Source organism: Streptomyces zaomyceticus (genome assembly GCF_014656215.1).
Classification (GTDB): domain Bacteria; phylum Actinomycetota; class Actinomycetes; order Streptomycetales; family Streptomycetaceae; genus Streptomyces; species Streptomyces zaomyceticus.
On sequence record NZ_BNBZ01000012.1, the window covers coordinates 137,260 to 152,968 of the forward strand.

General features: G+C 71.6%; 15 protein-coding genes. 5 read left to right on the forward strand and 10 right to left on the reverse strand.

Annotated elements, in window-relative coordinates; translation table 11 throughout:
* Positions 1-22: 22 nt before the first annotated feature.
* From IE311_RS17905 to IE311_RS17925, 5 genes are all read right to left on the reverse strand, one after another.
* A complete protein-coding gene (locus IE311_RS17905) occupies positions 23-1,090 on the reverse strand; it encodes a phosphotransferase family protein (protein WP_189832700.1) in 1,068 nt (355 codons plus the stop codon).
* Positions 1,091-1,202: 112 nt separating this feature from the next.
* Positions 1,203-2,594: a GH1 family beta-glucosidase gene (locus tag IE311_RS17910; protein ID WP_189832701.1), complete on the reverse strand. Its 1,392-nt coding sequence runs from the start codon at positions 2,592-2,594 to the stop codon at positions 1,203-1,205.
* A gap of 35 nt (positions 2,595-2,629) precedes the next feature.
* The gene (locus tag IE311_RS17915) at positions 2,630-3,469 is read right to left on the reverse strand and encodes a carbohydrate ABC transporter permease (protein WP_189832755.1); all 840 of its coding nucleotides are present in this window, start codon (positions 3,467-3,469) and stop codon (positions 2,630-2,632) included.
* 37 nt (positions 3,470-3,506) lie between these two features.
* Positions 3,507-4,499 (reverse strand): carbohydrate ABC transporter permease, encoded by a 993-nt coding sequence (locus IE311_RS17920; RefSeq protein ID WP_189832702.1) that lies wholly within the window; start codon positions 4,497-4,499, stop codon positions 3,507-3,509.
* 11 nt (positions 4,500-4,510) lie between these two features.
* Positions 4,511-5,815: an ABC transporter substrate-binding protein gene (locus IE311_RS17925; RefSeq protein ID WP_189832703.1), complete on the reverse strand. Its 1,305-nt coding sequence runs from the start codon at positions 5,813-5,815 to the stop codon at positions 4,511-4,513.
* Positions 5,816-5,949: 134 nt separating this feature from the next.
* Between IE311_RS17925 and IE311_RS17930 the strand changes: the two genes are divergently transcribed.
* Both IE311_RS17930 and IE311_RS17935 read left to right on the forward strand, forming a co-directional pair.
* The gene (locus tag IE311_RS17930) at positions 5,950-7,293 is read left to right on the forward strand and encodes an ROK family transcriptional regulator (RefSeq protein ID WP_373313892.1); all 1,344 of its coding nucleotides are present in this window, start codon (positions 5,950-5,952) and stop codon (positions 7,291-7,293) included.
* Positions 7,294-7,431: 138 nt separating this feature from the next.
* Complete coding sequence (locus IE311_RS17935) at positions 7,432-8,229, forward strand: VOC family protein (protein WP_189832705.1); 798 nt, start codon at positions 7,432-7,434, stop codon at positions 8,227-8,229.
* Positions 8,230-8,313: 84 nt separating this feature from the next.
* On the opposite strand, the gene IE311_RS17940 is transcribed toward IE311_RS17935, so the two are convergent.
* Both IE311_RS17940 and IE311_RS17945 read right to left on the reverse strand, forming a co-directional pair.
* Positions 8,314-8,706, reverse strand: a complete 393-nt coding sequence (locus IE311_RS17940) for a GNAT family N-acetyltransferase (protein ID WP_229901987.1) — start codon at positions 8,704-8,706, stop codon at positions 8,314-8,316.
* A 59-nt stretch (positions 8,707-8,765) separates the two neighbouring features.
* Complete coding sequence (locus IE311_RS17945; RefSeq protein ID WP_189832706.1) at positions 8,766-9,689, reverse strand: pirin family protein; 924 nt, start codon at positions 9,687-9,689, stop codon at positions 8,766-8,768.
* Positions 9,690-9,802: 113 nt separating this feature from the next.
* Between IE311_RS17945 and IE311_RS17950 the strand changes: the two genes are divergently transcribed.
* Complete coding sequence (locus IE311_RS17950) at positions 9,803-10,288, forward strand: carboxymuconolactone decarboxylase family protein (protein ID WP_229901988.1); 486 nt, start codon at positions 9,803-9,805, stop codon at positions 10,286-10,288.
* On the opposite strand, the gene IE311_RS17955 is transcribed toward IE311_RS17950, so the two are convergent.
* Entirely contained in the window at positions 10,278-11,078 is an 801-nt protein-coding gene (locus tag IE311_RS17955) for a YoaK family protein (RefSeq protein WP_189832708.1), read from the reverse strand. The two genes, IE311_RS17950 and IE311_RS17955, sit on opposite strands and share 11 nt — an antisense overlap.
* A gap of 123 nt (positions 11,079-11,201) precedes the next feature.
* Here IE311_RS17955 and IE311_RS17960 point away from each other — a divergent pair, with 123 nt between their 5' ends.
* Positions 11,202-11,501 carry a hypothetical protein gene (locus IE311_RS17960; protein ID WP_229901989.1) on the forward strand — a complete coding sequence of 100 codons (300 nt, stop codon included), beginning with the start codon at positions 11,202-11,204 and terminating at the stop codon, positions 11,499-11,501.
* Positions 11,502-11,620: 119 nt separating this feature from the next.
* On the opposite strand, the gene IE311_RS17965 is transcribed toward IE311_RS17960, so the two are convergent.
* Complete coding sequence (locus IE311_RS17965) at positions 11,621-11,872, reverse strand: EF-hand domain-containing protein (protein WP_189832709.1); 252 nt, start codon at positions 11,870-11,872, stop codon at positions 11,621-11,623.
* A gap of 202 nt (positions 11,873-12,074) precedes the next feature.
* Here IE311_RS17965 and recQ point away from each other — a divergent pair, with 202 nt between their 5' ends.
* On the forward strand, positions 12,075-14,204 hold the full coding sequence (recQ, locus tag IE311_RS17970; protein ID WP_189832710.1) for a DNA helicase RecQ: 2,130 nt from the start codon (positions 12,075-12,077) through the stop codon (positions 14,202-14,204).
* Between the two features lie 25 nt (positions 14,205-14,229).
* Here recQ and IE311_RS17975 read toward each other — a convergent pair whose 3' ends face one another.
* Positions 14,230-15,507, reverse strand: coding sequence for a YhgE/Pip domain-containing protein (locus IE311_RS17975; RefSeq protein ID WP_189832711.1), 1,278 nt, complete (start codon positions 15,505-15,507; stop codon positions 14,230-14,232).
* Between the last annotated feature and the right edge of the window lie 202 nt (positions 15,508-15,709).

Genomic DNA, 15,709 nt, shown 5'->3' on the forward strand with positions numbered 1-15,709 from the left:
CCCTCCGGCGACGGCCCGCGCCTCACCTCTCCAGGACGTCCAGTACGGCGAGTTGTTCCGTGACGCGGTCGGCGGACCAGGTGTCCAGCCAGGCCGCGAAATCCCCGCCGTAGGCCCGCGGAACCGACTCCACGCGCATCACCAGGGCGAGGTACACCCGGTAGAGAGCGAGCCGGACCCGCGCGCCGCCGTCGACGGTCAGGCCGGGAGCGACGGAGCGGTAGCCGGCCAGCAGCCCGGCGTCGTCCTCGGCCGAGCCGAGCGGGTCGAGCCCGACGAGTTCGGCCAGGGGGTCGCCGAAGAAGGCGCGTTCGCCGTCGATGAGACCGATCGGACGCCAGGCGCCGGTGTCCGCGACCTGGCCCGAGCCCTCGCGAACGCCGTTCGGGGCCCGGCCGAGGACGATGTTCCCCTCCCAGGCGTCGAAGTGGACGAGGGCGGGGCGGCGGACCTCCGCGAGCCGGTGGCCGAAGCGGACGGGCAGCTCCGCGAGGGACTCGGCCGGAGCGGGCAGGGCGACGCCGAACCGGGACGCGTCGTCGAGGACGGCACGGAGCATGGCGGTGAACGCGGAGGGCCAGTCGGCGGCCGACAGACCGGGGTCGCGCCGGGGGTACCCGTACGCGGGGCCGGTGACCGAGGCGACACGGGCCAGGGTCGCGCCCAGCCGGCGGCGCAGCGCGGCGTGATCGGCCGGGGTGAGCCGTTCGCGGGCGTCGGCCCAGGTGGTGCCGTCGAGGTAGGACAGGAGCAGCCACTCGGAGGGGACCCCGGGTCCTGCGGGCTCGTGGTGGAGGACCGTGGGGACCCGGGCGCCCGCCCCGGCCGCGAGACGGTGGAAGAGCGCCTCGGTGCCGAGCAGACCCTGCTCGTGGGTGAGGGCGGGGGCGTCCGCCGGGGGCGCCGTCTTGAGCACCAGACGGCGTCCGTCGTCGAGTTCGAGCAGTCGGGCGGAGTTGTAGAGGCCCCCACCGAGGGCGGTCCCCCGGACGACGGTCACCCGACCGAGGACCTGACGCAACCGCCCGTCGGCCGGTGTGTCGGCGTCGTCGGGTCCGGGGGGAGAGGAGGGGACGGCACTGGCGGCCATGGGGCGCTCCTGTGCGGAAGCCGGGGAGAGGGGTGGGTGCTGCCGGGGTTCCGGAAGGCCGCCCCGGCAGTGCCGGGGCGGCCTTCACGTCGGTCGGGACGCGGCTGTCACGTCAGCCGGCCGTCGCCTCCCGGTGGGCGCGGATGATGTCCGCGTACCGGCGACCGCTCGTCTTCACGGTCCGCCGCTGGGTGGCGTAGTCGACGTGGACCAGGCCGAAGCGCTTGTCGTAGCCGTAGGCCCACTCGAAGTTGTCGAGCAGGGACCAGGCGTAGTAGCCGGCGAGCGGGGCGCCCTTGCGGACGGCGCGGGCGCAGGCCGCGAGGTGCTGCTCCAGGTAGCGGGTGCGCTCCGGGTCGTGGACCTCGCCGTCCGGGCCGACGGTGTCGGGGAAGGCCGAACCGTTCTCGGTGACGTACAGCTTCTGTACGCCGTAGTCCTCGGTGAGCCGCAGCAGGAAGGTCTCCAGGCCGCCGGCGTCGATCTGCCAGTCCATGCCGGTGCGGGGCACCTCCGGCAGGCGCACCTCGCGGGCGTGGGGGACGGGGCCGCTCGGGTCGTCCGCGACGGTGACCGGGAAGTAGTAGTTGAGACCGTGCCAGTCCAGCGGGGCCGCGATCGTCTCCAGGTCACCGGGGCGCTCGGGCAGCTCGACCCCGTACAGCTCGCGCATGTCGGTCGGGAAGCCGCGGCCGTAGACCGGGTCGAGCCACCAGCGGTTGGTGTGGCCGTCCGCGCGGGCGGCGGCGGCGATGTCCTCGGGCCGGGTGGAGGCGGCCTCGACGGTGGAGTGGTTGGTGACCAGACCGATCTGCGCCCCGGGAGCGGCGGCGCGGATGGCGCTGGTGGCGAGGCCGTGGCCGAGGAGGAGGTGGTACGAGGCGCGGACGGCGGCCGTCAGGTCGGTCAGACCGGGGGCCATGCGGCCCTCCAGGTGACCGATCCAGCCCGAGCAGAGCGGCTCGTTGAGCGTGGCCCACTGGGTGACCCGGTCGCCGAGGCGCTCCGCGACGACCGAGGTGTACGCGGCGAAGTGCTCCGCGGTGGCGCGCTCGGTCCAGCCGCCGTGGCTGTCCACGACCCGGTCCTGGAGGGCCTGCGGGAGGTCCCAGTGGTAGAGGGTGACCGAGGGGGTGATCCCGGCGTCGAGGAGTCCGTCGACGAGCCGGTCGTAGAAGTCGAGCCCGGCCTTGTTGACGGGGCCGTCGCCGCCGGGGACGACGCGCGGCCAGGCGACGGACAGCCGGTAGGCGTCCGTGCCGAAGCCCTTCATCAGGGCGATGTCCTCGGGCCAGCGGTGGTAGTGGTCGCAGGCGGTGTCGCCGTGGTCGCCGTTGTCGATCGCGCCGGGGACACGGGAGAAGGTGTCCCAGATGGACGGGGCCCGGCCGTCCTCGGCGACGGCGCCCTCGATCTGATAGGCGGAGGTCGCCGTGCCCCAGGCGAAGTTCGGCGGGAAGGCCTCCAGGTCGAGCGCGGTGCGGGCGTCGGTGGATTCGGACACGGGAAACCTCTTCGTGATCGGTGTGGAGAAGGACGTCACTTGACCGCACCCGCGGTGAGGCCGGCGACGAGGTAGCGCTGGAGGAGGAGGAAGCCGACGACGACGGGGACGCTCACCACGAGGGAGGCGGCCATCACCTGGTTCCAGTAGACGTCGTTCTGGGTGGCGTACCCCTGGAGGCCGACGGCGAGGGTACGGGTGGTGTCGTTGGTCATGACGGAGGCGAAGAGGACCTCGCCCCAGGCGGTCATGAAGGCGTAGACGGCGACGGCGATGATGCCGGGGGACGCGGCCGGGACGATCACGCGGAACAGCGCGCTGATCGGGCCGCAGCCGTCGACCTTGGCGGCCTCGTCGAGCTCGCGCGGGATCGAGTCGAAGTAGCCGGTCAGCATCCAGATGGAGAACGGCAGCGAGAAGGTCAGATACGTGAGGATGAGACCTTCGCGGGAGCCGAAGAGGGCGATGCCGGTGGCGTTGCCGATGTTGACGTAGATGAGGAAGAGCGGCAGCAGGAAGAGGATGCCGGGGAACATCTGGGTGGACAGCACCGTCACCGTGAAGACCCGCTTGCCGCGGAAGGTGTAACGGCTCACGGCGTACGCGGCGAAGATCGCGACGGCCACCGAGAACACCGTGGCCGCGCCCGCGACGACGATCGAGTTCACGAAGTAGTCGGCGAGCGGGACGGTCTCCCAGATGTCGAAGTACGGGCGGATCGTGAGTCCGGAGGGGATCCACTCGAACTTGCCCGAGACGTCCTCCAGCGGCTTGAGGGAGCTGGAGACCATGACGTACACCGGCAGCACCACGAAGGCGGTGAGCAGGGTGAGGAAGATCCGCCGCGTCCAGAGGAACGAGCGCGGTGCCGCCATGGGGGAGCGGTGGACGACCGCTCGCCGGGAAGCGTGCTCAGACATCGGAGGTCTTCCTTCCGCGGGTGGTGAGCAGGAGGTAGACGCCCGTGACGACGAGGAGGAAGAGCAGCAGCAGTACGGACATCGCCGAACCGGTGCCGAAGTTCCACGTCTGGAAGGACGACTGGTAGATGTGGAGCGAGATCAGGTCGGCGGCTTCGGGCGCCGCCTTGCCGAAGAGCACGAACGGCGTGTTGAAGTCGTTGAACGTCCAGAGGAAGAGGACGAGCACGAGGACCTGGTTGACGGAGCGCAGCGACGGCAGGGTGATGTGACGGATCTGCTTCCACACGCCGGCGCCGTCGAGGGCCGCCGCCTCGTACATGTCGCGGGGGATGTTCTGCAGTCCCGCCATGACGGTGAGGAAGGCGAACGGCCAGCCCTTCCACACGGAGACGACGAGCAGCGCCCAGAAGCTGTTGTCGCCGATGAGCCAGAAGGCGGGGCTGTCGCCGATGCCCAGCTGGTCGTGCAGGACGTGGTTCACCAGGCCGTTGTCCCGCTGGAACATGAACGCCCAGGTGATGACGGCGGCGTACACGGGCAGCGCGTACGGGACGAGGAAGAGGGTCCGCAGGAAGCCGCGGCCCCGGAAGTTCTCCTGGAGGAAGATCGCGGCGGCCGTCCCGAGGAACCAGCACAGCCCCACGGAGAGAACGGTGAACAGGCACGTCGTGAAGAAGGACTTGAGCAGTGCCTGGCCGACGGGGGCGTCGAAGTCGATCGCGACGGTGTAGTTGTCGAGAGCCGACCAGGGCGCCTCCGACCAGTTCCGGATGTAGAACTGGGTGAGCTCCTTGAAGCTCATGGTGATGCCCATGAGCATCGGGACGAGATGGACGAGGAGTTCGAGGAGCAGGGCGGGCAGGAGCAGCAGGTACGGCAGTGCGATGCGGCGACGCCCGGAGCGGCGTGGTGCGCGTGCCCCTCCGGGTGTGGCCTTGCGCACCGCGCGCTCACTCGGGGGAGTGACGGCGGTCTGGGTCATGGAGGTGTGGCCTACTTCTTGGGCATCTGCTGCTGGGCCTTTTCGAGCTTGGCCCGCACGGACTCCGTGGTGACCGGGCGCCCGGCGGCGGCGTCGGCGAACAGCTCCTTGACCGCGGTGCCGACGACGGTCTCGAACTGCGACTCCTCGGGAACCTGCGGCAGGGCGGCGGCGCTGGTGGCGAGGGTGTCGCGGATGACGGCGAGCGAGGGGTCGGCGAAGACCGGGTCCTTCTGGGCGCTCTTGACCGGCGGGACCGAGCCGTAGGCCTTGTTGAGGAGGATCTGCTCCTCGTCGCTGGTCATGAACTTCACGAACTTCAGCGCGCCGTCGAGGTTCTTGGTGTTCTTGAAGACGGCCATGTTGATGCCGGCGACCATCGAGTTGGTCTGCTTGCCCGTGCCGGGCTTGCCGGAGGGGACGGGGGCGGGGGCGACGCCCCACTCCTCCGGACCCATGCCCTGGGAGGCGAAGGTCTGCGACGGCGTCTGCCACAGGACCATGCCGGTCTTGTCCTTGGCGAAGTCGCTGAGGGACTGGTTCTGGGCGTACTCGGCGTTGCCGGGGGCGACGATCTTCTGGGTGGCCATGAGGTCGACGTACTGCTTGACGGCGGCGACGGCCCCGTCGGAGGTGAAGTCGGCCTTGCCGTCGGCGGTGAAGAAGTCGGCGCCGTGCTGCTTGGCGAGGACGAAGACCTGGTGGATGTTGTTGGAGAGGTTGGAGCCCTCGACTCCGATGCCGGCCTTGCCGTTCTTGGTGAGCTTCTTGCCGGCGGCGGCCACCTCGTCCCAGGTGGTCGGCGGCTTGGTTATGCCGGCCTCCTTGAACATCGCCTTGTTGTAGTAGAGCGCGTACGCCATGGAGTACAGCGGGACGGCGGCCGGCTCCTTGCCGGGGACACCGGTGGAGCCGAGCGCGGAGTCGACGAACCGGTCCTTGCCGCCGATCGCCTCCAGGTTCTTCGCGTCCCAGGGCAGCAGGGCGCCGGTGGACTGCAGCGAGGCGCTCCAGGTGTTGCCGATGTTGAGGATGTCGGGGCCCTGGCCGGAGGTGGTCGCGGTGAGGATCCGGTTGAGCAGGTCGGACCACGGGATCACCTCCAGCTTGACCTTGATCCCGGTCTCCTCCTCGAACTGGTCGAGCTCGGGCTGCAGGACCTTCTTGTCGACCTCGAGGCTGGAGCCCTGGTTGGAGGCCCAGTAGGTGAGGGTCTTCGGCGACGCCTCGCTTCCTTCACCGCCGCCACAGGCGGTCGCGGTGAAGGCGAGGGAGAGGGAGACGGCACCGGTGACAGCGGCTCTGAATCTGCGCATGGCTCCTGGGCCCTTTCGGGGATGACGGGGATGCCGAAGCGGTGGGCTGCTGGAGCGCCCGCCGTAACATCGGCTTAATTTAGGATGTGAGTTAAACCCCATGAGAAGGTCGCGTCAAGGCTTGTAGTGCGGGTATGTTGCAACGAACGACTTCAGAGACGGGGACCAAAGTGCACGCGAGAAGTGGCCGCACGGTGCGTGACCTGCGGCGCGAGAACCGCACCGCAGTGCTGCGGAGGCTGTACTTCGACGGACCGATGAGCCGCCTCATGCTCGGCCCCGCGACCGGCCTCAGCTCGGGTTCGGTCAGCAACGTGGTCGCGGAGCTCGTCGCCGAGGGCCTGGTGGAGGAGGCCGGCAGCGTCGACTCCGCCGGCGGACGCCCCCGCACCCTCGTACGGATCACCCCCGCCAGCGGCTTCATGATCGGCGTCGACATCGGCGAAACCCGCATCAGGATCGAGCTGTTCGATCTCACGCTCACCGAACTCGCCCGCACCGAGCGTCCGTTGGCGAGCTCGGGACCCCGTACGGCCCGCTACGACGTCGACCTCGTCGTCGCCCATCTGCGTGAGGGCATCGCGGAGGTGCTGCGTACCGCGGACGTTCCCGCCGAGCGGCTCATCGGCGTCGGCGTGGGCGTCCCCGGCATCGTCTCCCGCGAGGCCGGGGACGGCGCCGTCGTGCACGGCCAGACCATCGGCTGGGACGCGGTCCCCTTCGAACGTCTGCTCCGCGCCGCCGTCGAACTGCCCGAGGCCGTCCCCTACTGGATTGACAACGGTGCCAAGACCCTCGGCCAGGCCGAGATGTGGTTCGGAGCCGGGCGCGGGGCGCGCAGCGCGGTCGTCGTCCTCTTCGGCTCGGGCGTGGGCGCCTGTGTGCTCACCGATCCGATGGGGCCCGGCCGGGCGCTCGAATGGGGGCATCTGACCGTACGGGTCAGGGGCCGGCGCTGCCGCTGCGGCGCCCAGGGCTGCCTGGAGGCGTACGCGGGTGCCGAGGCCCTCCTCGCGCGCTGGTGCGAGGCCGGTGGGCAACCCCCGGCCGGCGCGGACGAGGAGACCGCCCTGACCGCGATGCTCACCGCCGCCTACCCCGTCGACCCCGGCACGGACCCCGACGCGACCGCGCTCTCCGTCCTGGAGGAGACCGCCGAGTACCTGGGCGCCGGCTTCGCCGACCTGATCAACCTCTTCCAGCCCGACCGCATCCTCGTCGGCGGCTGGGCCGGTCTCCAGCTCGGCACCCGATTCCTGGAGACCGTGACCGGTTACGCGATGGAGTACGCGCTCCGGTACCCGGCCAGCCGTACCGCCGTCGGCATGGGCACGCTCGGCCCCGAGGCGGTCACCGTCGGCGCGGCCCTGCTGCCGCTGGTCGACTTCTTCGCCCAGGGAGGCCGCCGCCCGGAGAGCAAGCCGAGCGTCCCCGCCCCCGCCTGGCAGTCGGCCCTGCAGGACCGGGTGTCCCCCTGAGCGGACCGCGGCGGCGGGACGTCGCCGGCGGTCGCCGCCCGGGCCCGGCGGGCGGGGCGGGCGGAGCGGCGCCGACGGGCGAGGGGCGGGTCCCGGTGCGAGCCTGGGGGCGTACCGCCTCTGCGAAAGGTCATCGCCATGATCACCACTGACTTCGTACCCGGCTCGCCCTGCTGGCTCGACCTCGGTGCCCCCGATGTCGGGGCCGCCGCGGCCTTCTACGGCGGCGTGCTCGGCTGGGAGTACGAGTCCATGGGGGAGTCGGAGGAGATGGAAGGCGGGATGTTCCGCAAGGACGGGAAGATCGTCGCCGGGCTCGGCAAGCTCACCGAGGAGGGTGCCCGCTCCGCCTGGATGATCTACTACAGCGTCACCGACGCGGACGCCACGACCCGGGCGGTCGAGCAGGCGGGCGGCACGGTCCGGGTGGCCCCGATGGATCTCGACGAGTGGGGCCGCATGGCGCAGTACAGCGACCCGCTGGGCGGACAGTTCGCCGTGTGGCAGCCGGGAACGAACAAGGGCGTCGACCTGGTCGACAAGCCGGGTTCACTGTCCTGGACCGAGCTGTACACGAGCGACGCCGCGGCCGCCAAGGAGTTCTACGGCGCCGTCTTCGGCTGGCAGTTCAGCGACATGGAACTGCCCGGCGGTGGGGGCACGTACGCCCTGATCACCCCCGCCGGACTTCCCGAGGAGCGGATGCACGGCGGCCTCATGCAGTTGAGCGAGGCGGACCTCGCCCTCGCGCACGGGCGGCCGTACTGGCACCCCGTCTTCGCCGTCGACGACTGCGACGCCGCGGTCGCCAAGGTCACCGCGAGCGGCGGAAACGTCCAGATGGGACCGGACGACGCGGAGGGCGTCGGCCGGCTCGCCGTCTGTCTCGACCCGTCGAACGCCGACTTCGTGGTCCTCGCCCCGGTCGCCGGCTGAGCCGGGCGGCCGACCCGGGAGGCCGGGTGGACTCCCTCCCCGGCCGCCCGGGCCCGAGGGGCCGGGCGACCGGGGAGGGCGCGGTCAGCGGCCCAGCCGCCCGTCCAGCCACTGGACGATCTCCGGGGTCACCGGGTCGGTGATGTCGGCGAACTCCTCGTGCTTCTTCAGGAACTTCGCCACGTACGGGCAGACCGGCACGATCCGCATCCCGGAGGCACGCACGTCGGTCAGGGCCTGCTCGACCAGGATCGAGGCGAGGCCCTGGCCCGCGTAGGCGTCGTCGATCTCGGTGTGGAAGAAGACGCGCCGGTCGTCGCGGTCGCGGTACGCCGTGAGACCGGCGCGCCGGTCGTCGACGAGGATCTCGTAACGATGGCGGGGGTCGACGCGACGGACGACGGGGGCCGGGCCTTTCCGCCCGGTCTCCCGATCGGTCTCCTGCGCGGTTCCCTGCTCGGGCCTCTGCTCGCTCATGATCTGCCTTGTCTGCGTCGCGGGTCGGTGGGGATCGGGGGTCGGCCCCGGGTCGGTGGTCACGCGCGGGGCGGGTTTCCCCGGGGGGTGAGGGCGGCGTTCGGCAGGGCCGGGGCCGGGAGTCGCGCGCCGGGGTAGCCGTCGACGTGCCCGAAGCGCTCGGAGGCGCGCTCCCATTCCTCCCTGGCCTCGACGATGTCCGCGTGACTGCGGCCGATGAAGTTCCACCACATGACGATCTCCTCGTCGAACGGCGTGCCGCCCAGGAGGACCGCCCGCGCGCGGTGGTCGGACTCGTTCGTCAGGGTCAGGGCGTCGTGCCCCGTGGGGACGTAGCCGAGTTCGGCCGGGCGCAGCGAGGTGCCGCCGAGGCGGACGGTTCCCTCGTCGACGAGCAGGCCGTGCTCGAACGCCGGGTCGACGGGGAGGGTGACCGCGGCGCCGGGGGCGAGGAGGAGTTCGGCGCCGAGGAGGGGCGTGAAGGTGGGGACGGGGGAGGTCTCACCGGCCAGTGAGCCGAGGAACACCCGGATTTCCGCCCCCTCCAGCCGCACCGGCTTCGGCGCGTGGTGCTGGAAGTCGCGGTCGGCGTGGCGGTGTTCGCCGGGCAGCGCCACCCACAGCTGCACCCCGTGGAGGACGGTGGTGCCCGGTGTGGAGACCTCGGTGTGGCTGATGCCGTGGCCGCCGGTCATGAGGTTGAGTTCCCCGGGCCGTACGAACGCGTGACTGCCCAGGCTGTCGCGGTGCTCGATCTCGCCGCTGAACAGCCAGCTCACCGTCTGCAGGCCGGTGTGCGGGTGGGGAGCGACGTCCATTCCGCCGGACTCGGCGACCTCGTCGGGGCCGTAGTGGTCGGCGAAGCACCATGCTCCGATCAGCGTCCGGGACCGCTGGGGCAGGGTGCGCCGTACGGTCATGGCGCGCGGGCCGCCCAGCGGGACGTCCCGGGCGCCGAGGACCTGCACCTCCGTGTCGTCCATGCCCGACCCCTCTCGTATCTCGTCCACCGAGAATGTAGTTTTGTTTTCAACAACTATGGATGATCATAGCCCCGAAACCCGTGACGCGCACGGGTCGGTCGAAGGAGCGCAGGGTGAACGACGTGACAGTGGTCCGGGACGGTCGACGGGTCTACCTCGACAAGCAGAGTCCCACGGCCTACCGGGCCCTGGTGGCGACGGCCGACGCCGTCCGCGCGACCGCCGCCGAGGCGGGCCTCGACCGCGTCCTGGTGGAACTGGTCAACCTCCGTGTCTCGCAGATCAACCGCTGCGCCTCCTGCCTCGACGTGCACACCAGGGCGGCGCTCCGCGCCGGGGAGACGACCCGGCGCCTCGGCGTGCTCCCCGCCTGGCGGGACACCGAGCTCTTCACCCCGCGGGAGCGCGCGGCCCTCGCCCTGGCGGAGGCCACCACCGACCCGGCGGACTCCCTCGCGCAGGAGCGGGCCTACGACCTGGCCCGGGAGGTCCTGAACGACGACGAGATCTCCGCGGTGATCTGGGTGGCGATCACCATCAACGCCTTCAACCGCGTCTCGATCCTCAGCCGTCATCCCGTACGGGAGGTCAGGGCCTGACCCATGCCGCGTCGGTGGCCGACAGACGACGCGTGACCAGGACGGCCGTCGCGAGCAGCGCCAGCGCCACCCCCAGGACGAGCGTCAGGGAGACCCGGAGCAGCAGGGCGCCCACGAGGGCGCCGAGGAGGATCGCCAGGACCGACAGGATCCGACGACCGCGCCGGAGTCCGGCCCCGCCGTCCGGAGCGGAGTCGTGGGGGGAGCCCGGAGCGGAGCTCGGGGCGGGGTTCGGGGTGGAGTCCGGGGTGGGGTTCGGGGCGGAGTCCGAGGCGAGGCCCGTCAGTGTCTGGGTCACCACGGTCGTGGTCAGGTCGGGGACACCGAGGCGCCGGACGACCGCGTTCTGCAACCCCATGGCGAGCCCGAGAAGCACGATCAGGGTGTACCGGACCGGGTCGGCCGGCCCGTCGTCCGCCAGGGTCGCGGTGACGAGCGCCGCCGTGACGAGCACCACCTGCACGCTCATGGCCGAGGCGAGCAGTCGCCCGCGGTGCCCGGCGAACCGGCCGCCGAAGCGGCCACCGGCCACCGCGCCGACGAGGAACGCCGCCGTCGACACGGCGGTGGCGGGCACGGAGAGCCCCGCCGTGCCCGCCAGCGCGAAGCCGAGGAGCACCACGTTGCCGGTCATGTTGGCCACGAAGACCTCCCCGAGCCCGAGGTAGCTCACCGCGTCCACCAGCCCGGTCACCACCGTCAGCGTCAGCAGGAGCGGTGGCAGCGGCCCGTGCCGGTCGCCCCGCGGCGGAACCAGCGTGTGGGCCGCGTCGGCCAGCAGCTTGCGCATCCTCGGGCGCTCCTTCCACGACGGTGGGAGCATCACCGATCCGCTCCCGATCCCCCGCGTCGCCACGCCGAGTCACCGGTCGGCGGAGGGCGGCCGTGTCCCCCCGGCGAGGAGCGCCGTTGTGTGGGTGTGACCTCTACACGACGCATCTCCTCAGTCCTCGCCGTCGCCGCCGCCTTCTCGTGCCTCGGCGGCACCGCGGCGCAGGCCGTCGCCACCACCAGCCCGCTCGGCCCGCCGATCAGCCCGATCAGCGAGCTCGACGCCCTCACCACGACCGGACTCCCCGAGGAGTCCCGCGCGCAGTTCCCCGGGATCGCCGGTCAGCTGGGTGGGCTCAACCGGGTGAACGAGGTGAACCAGCTCCACCAGCTCACCGACCTGGCCGCACCGGTCACCGGGGTGCTTCCCGAGATCTCCTGAACCCGAGCCGGCACCGCGCGTCGACGCGCGGTGCCGGCTTTTCGCTGCCCCGGCGCCGGCCCGGTCCGTCCCCCTCGTAGTCCCGGTCCCCGCCTCCGTCCCCGTGTCGTGGTCCGCCGTCACCAGCCGAAGCGGCGGTCGACCAGGGTCGCGAACTCCTCGAACGACAGAACGCGGTCGCCGTTCTGGTCGGCCTCGTCGAACAGGGCCGAGGCCTCGTCGGCGTTCCCCACGCCCCAGAAGGGGATCACGCCCTGCGCGGCGAGGGTCGGGCCCTTGACCCGGAGGGCGTCGATGACCTCGACACGCGTCAGGGTGCCGTCGTGGTCGAGGTCGAGCGCGTCGAAGAGAGTGCGGGCCTTGTCGCTCATGATGATTCCTGTTCCCTGCGGCCGTGGCGGTCGGGTCGGCCGATGCCTCCCTGCGAAGAAGGACGCGGGGTTCGCCCCGCGCGTTGCCTCCGGCCCTGTCACCGAGCCCGGTCGCCTCGTCCCGGCCCGAGCCGCCGGGAGCTTGTCCACAGGTTTCCCCGCGTCCGGTCGGCGTGTCCGTGGGGGCCGATAGGGTGGGTGAATGGTCCTTTCCGACGGTTCCGCCGTGATCTCCGAGGCAGCGCAGGTGCTCCACCGCGTCTTCGGCTACAGCTCCTTCCGAGGCGAGCAGCAGGAGATCATCGAGCAGGTCGTCGAGGGCGGCGACGCCCTCGTGCTGATGCCGACCGGCGGCGGGAAGTCGCTCTGCTACCAGATCCCGGCCCTCGTCAGAGACGGCACCGGCGTCGTGATCTCCCCGCTGATCGCCCTGATGCAGGACCAGGTGGACGCGCTCAGGGCCCTCGGGGTGCGGGCCGGATTCCTCAACTCGACCCAGGATCCGTACGAGCGCCAGGCCGTCGAGCAGGCCTTCCTCGCCGACGAGCTCGACCTGCTCTACCTGGCCCCCGAGCGGCTGCGGACCGAGGGCACCCAGCGGCTCCTCGACCGGGGCACGGTGTCGCTCTTCGCGATCGACGAGGCGCACTGCGTCGCCCAGTGGGGCCACGACTTCCGGCCCGACTACCTCGCGCTCTCCATGCTCCACGAGCGCTGGCCCAAGGTGCCGCGGATCGCGCTGACCGCCACCGCCACCGAGTCGACCCACCGGGAGATCGCCGCACGGCTCGGCCTGGAGGACGCCAAGCACTTCGTCGCGGGCTTCGACCGGCCGAACATCCAGTACCGCATCGTCCCGAAGAGCAGCCCGCACAAACAGCTGCTCGAACTCATCCGCACCGAGCACGACGGGGACGCCGGAGTCGTCTACTGCCTCTCCCGCGCGTCGGTGGAGAAGACCGCGGCCCTCCTCGTGGAGAACGGCATCGACGCCGTCCCGTACCACGCCGGCATGGACGCCCGTACGCGCGCCGCGAACCAGTCCCGCTTCCTGCGGGAGGACGGGGTCGTCGTGGTGGCGACGATCGCCTTCGGCATGGGCATCGACAAGCCGGACGTGCGCTTCGTGGCCCACCTCGACCTGCCGAAGTCGGTCGAGGGCTACTACCAGGAGACCGGCCGCGCCGGACGTGACGGAGAACCGGCCACGGCCTGGCTGGCGTACGGCCTCCAGGACGTGGTCCAGCAGCGGAAGATGATCGAGGGCTCCGAGGGCGACGAGCAGCACCGGCGCGCCCTCGCCATGCACCTCGACGCCATGCTCGCGCTCTGCGAGACCGTCGACTGCCGCCGCGTCCGCCTCCTCGCGTACTTCGGCCAGGCGGGCAAGCCGTGCGGCAACTGCGACACCTGTCTGACGCCCGCCGAGTCCTGGGACGGCACGGTCGCGGCGCAGAAGCTGCTGTCCACCGTGTGGCGGCTGGCCAAGGAGCGCCGCCAGAAGTTCGGCGCCGGCCAGATCATCGACATCCTGCAGGGCAAGAAGACGGCCAAGGTCATCCAGTTCGACCACGACGGGCTCTCGGTCTTCGGCGTCGGATCGGACCTGGGCACCGCGGAGTGGCGCGGTGTCGTGCGTCAGCTCCTCGGTCTCGGGCTCCTCGCCGTGGAGGGCGACTACGGCACGCTCGTCCTCACCGGGGAGAGCGGTGAGGTGCTCGGTGGGCGCCGCACCGTCACGATGCGGAAGGAGAAGGCGCCGGCCGCCCCCTCCCGCAAGGAGTCCGGCGGACGCTCCGGAAAGGGCGCCCGTGTCCCGGTCGACCTGCCGCAGGCCGCCGTACCCGTCTTCGAGGCCCTCCGGGCCTGGCGGGCCGCGACGGCCCGTGAGCAGGGCGTGCCGGCGTACGTGGTCTTCCACGACGCCACGCTGAGGGAGATCGCGACGCGACTCCCCTCGACGGTCGAGGAGCTCGGCACCATCGGCGGCGTCGGCGAGGCCAAGCTCACCAAGTACGCCGAGGGTGTCCTCGAAGCCCTGGCCGAGAGCGGCGCCGCTGCCGGGGCCCCGGCAGCGGCCGGTGCCGATGCCGGCGCGGGTGCCGGAGACGATCCGGTCGCCGCGCCCGCCGCCGCTGTCGCCGCGCCGCCGGCCGCCGCCCGAGCCACCGCCGTCTCCCGTGCCGTCCCGGCGGGGGCCCCCGCGGCCTCCTCGCCTTCCGCGTCTCCCGTCTCTTCCGCGTCCGGGCCCGACGTCCCGTTCTTCGACGAGGAGCCGCCCTACGACATGGACGGGACGGAGGAGCCCCCGCCCTGGGACGACTGGCGGTAGCCGGGAGGGCCGGGCGCCGCGTACCTCAGGTGGGCTGGGGGGCGAAGCGGCGCAGGCCCCTGCGGTCGTAGTACCGGGTCATGGCGAAGCCGAACGCCAGGGCGAGGGCCATGCCGACGGCGATCATGATCCAGCCGCGGGCCAGGCCCGCGTCCGCGCGGGCGTCGAAGTACAGGATGGACCGCACCCCCGCGCTGAGCTGGTGCATCGGCTCGAAGACGCCCAGGAACCGGTAGAAGCCGGGGGTGGCCTCCAGCGGCACGGTCGCACCCGAGGAGGGGAGGGCGAGCGCGATGAACACGAACATGGACACGAGCTGGCCGATCCCGCCGAACGCGGCGTTGATGGCCTGGACGCCCAGACCCACGGCGACCGTCGCGCAGTAGGAGAAGAGCCACAGCATCGGCAGGTGCGAGGCGTCCATCCCCAGTACGGCGATCGTCGCCACCATGACCAGGGTGGTGGTGAGCAGCGAGATGCCCGCCGTCATGAGCATCTTCAGGACCAGCGTCTGGGTGCGGCTGATGGGTACCGCCGGGTGGCGCGAGTGCCAGGGGCCGATCTCGCTGTCGGCATAGCCGAGCGCGGTGTCGACTCCGGCGTTGACGAGGTTGCCGCCGATGAAGCCGCCGAGGACGAGCAGCAGGGTGTAGTAGAAGGCGGTCAGGCCCAGGCCGCTGTGCCGGCCGATCGGATGGCCGACACGGGTGGTGACGGCCACCGGGTCGGTCAGGAGCAGACGGGTCGTCGGGACCTCCGTGGAGGCCGAGAGCTGTTTGCCGATGGTCAGCGAGGCCTGATGGGCCGCGCTCTGGTTGATCTGGGCCGTCAGCGACGACCCCAGACTGCCCACGCCGGGATTGGTGAGCACGGTGAGCGTCGGCCGTACCGTCGCCCGGTTCGTGGTCAGGGCCGCGACGGAGGCGGTGAAGTCGGGCGGGACGACGAGGGCGCCGAAGATCTTGCCGGACGCCAGTGCGTCCTGGGCCTCCGCGCTGTCGAGCCGCTGCCAGTCGACATCGTTCTTCGAGGAGCCGGCGGCGACGATCGCATCGGTGATCTGCTTCCCCAGGTTCTCCCGCTGCCCGGGGAGCGGTGCGCCCCGGTCCTCGTCGACCAGGGCGACGGGCAGCCTGTGGAGGTTGTCGTTCGGATCGAGAATGCTGCCCATGTAGAGGAGCGAGAGGCCCAGGGCGACGATCGCGCTCAGGACGGTCGGTACGAGCCACAGCTTGGGATTCCGGACGAGGGCCCGGGCGCGGACCTGCGGGCCGGGGGTCTTCGGGGGGATCGCGGACGTCATGGTGTCATCGTCGACGCGCGCGCCGTCGTGGCGGGGATTGCGGGCCGTACGGGGAGGTAGGGCGTGTCGGCCCGCGGGCCACGATCGGACCGGCCCCGACCTCGCGGTGGACGTGTCCGCCGATGGATTCCCGGGCGCGGTCCGAGGACCTCCACTCCGGTTGCGGCGCACCGTACGTCACGTTTGAGTGAGAACGACCCCC

What these genes read in the sequence shown, in the direction of transcription:
- IE311_RS17905 (WP_189832700.1), bottom strand. Translation starts at nt 1,090, where the DNA reads ATGGCCGCCAGTGCCGTCCCCTCCTCTCCCCCCGGACCCGACGACGCC.
- IE311_RS17915 (WP_189832755.1), bottom strand. Translation starts at nt 3,469, where the DNA reads ATGGCGGCACCGCGCTCGTTCCTCTGGACGCGGCGGATCTTCCTCACC.
- IE311_RS17920 (WP_189832702.1), bottom strand. Translation starts at nt 4,499, where the DNA reads ATGACCCAGACCGCCGTCACTCCCCCGAGTGAGCGCGCGGTGCGCAAG.
- IE311_RS17925 (WP_189832703.1), bottom strand. Translation starts at nt 5,815, where the DNA reads ATGCGCAGATTCAGAGCCGCTGTCACCGGTGCCGTCTCCCTCTCCCTC.
- IE311_RS17930 (WP_373313892.1), top strand. Translation starts at nt 5,950, where the DNA reads ATGTTGCAACGAACGACTTCAGAGACGGGGACCAAAGTGCACGCGAGA.
- IE311_RS17935 (WP_189832705.1), top strand. Translation starts at nt 7,432, where the DNA reads ATGATCACCACTGACTTCGTACCCGGCTCGCCCTGCTGGCTCGACCTC.
- IE311_RS17940 (WP_229901987.1), bottom strand. Translation starts at nt 8,706, where the DNA reads ATGAGCGAGCAGAGGCCCGAGCAGGGAACCGCGCAGGAGACCGATCGG.
- IE311_RS17945 (WP_189832706.1), bottom strand. Translation starts at nt 9,689, where the DNA reads ATGGACGACACGGAGGTGCAGGTCCTCGGCGCCCGGGACGTCCCGCTG.
- IE311_RS17955 (WP_189832708.1), bottom strand. Translation starts at nt 11,078, where the DNA reads ATGCGCAAGCTGCTGGCCGACGCGGCCCACACGCTGGTTCCGCCGCGG.
- IE311_RS17965 (WP_189832709.1), bottom strand. Translation starts at nt 11,872, where the DNA reads ATGAGCGACAAGGCCCGCACTCTCTTCGACGCGCTCGACCTCGACCAC.
- recQ (WP_189832710.1), top strand. Translation starts at nt 12,075, where the DNA reads ATGGTCCTTTCCGACGGTTCCGCCGTGATCTCCGAGGCAGCGCAGGTG.
- IE311_RS17975 (WP_189832711.1), bottom strand. Translation starts at nt 15,507, where the DNA reads ATGACGTCCGCGATCCCCCCGAAGACCCCCGGCCCGCAGGTCCGCGCC.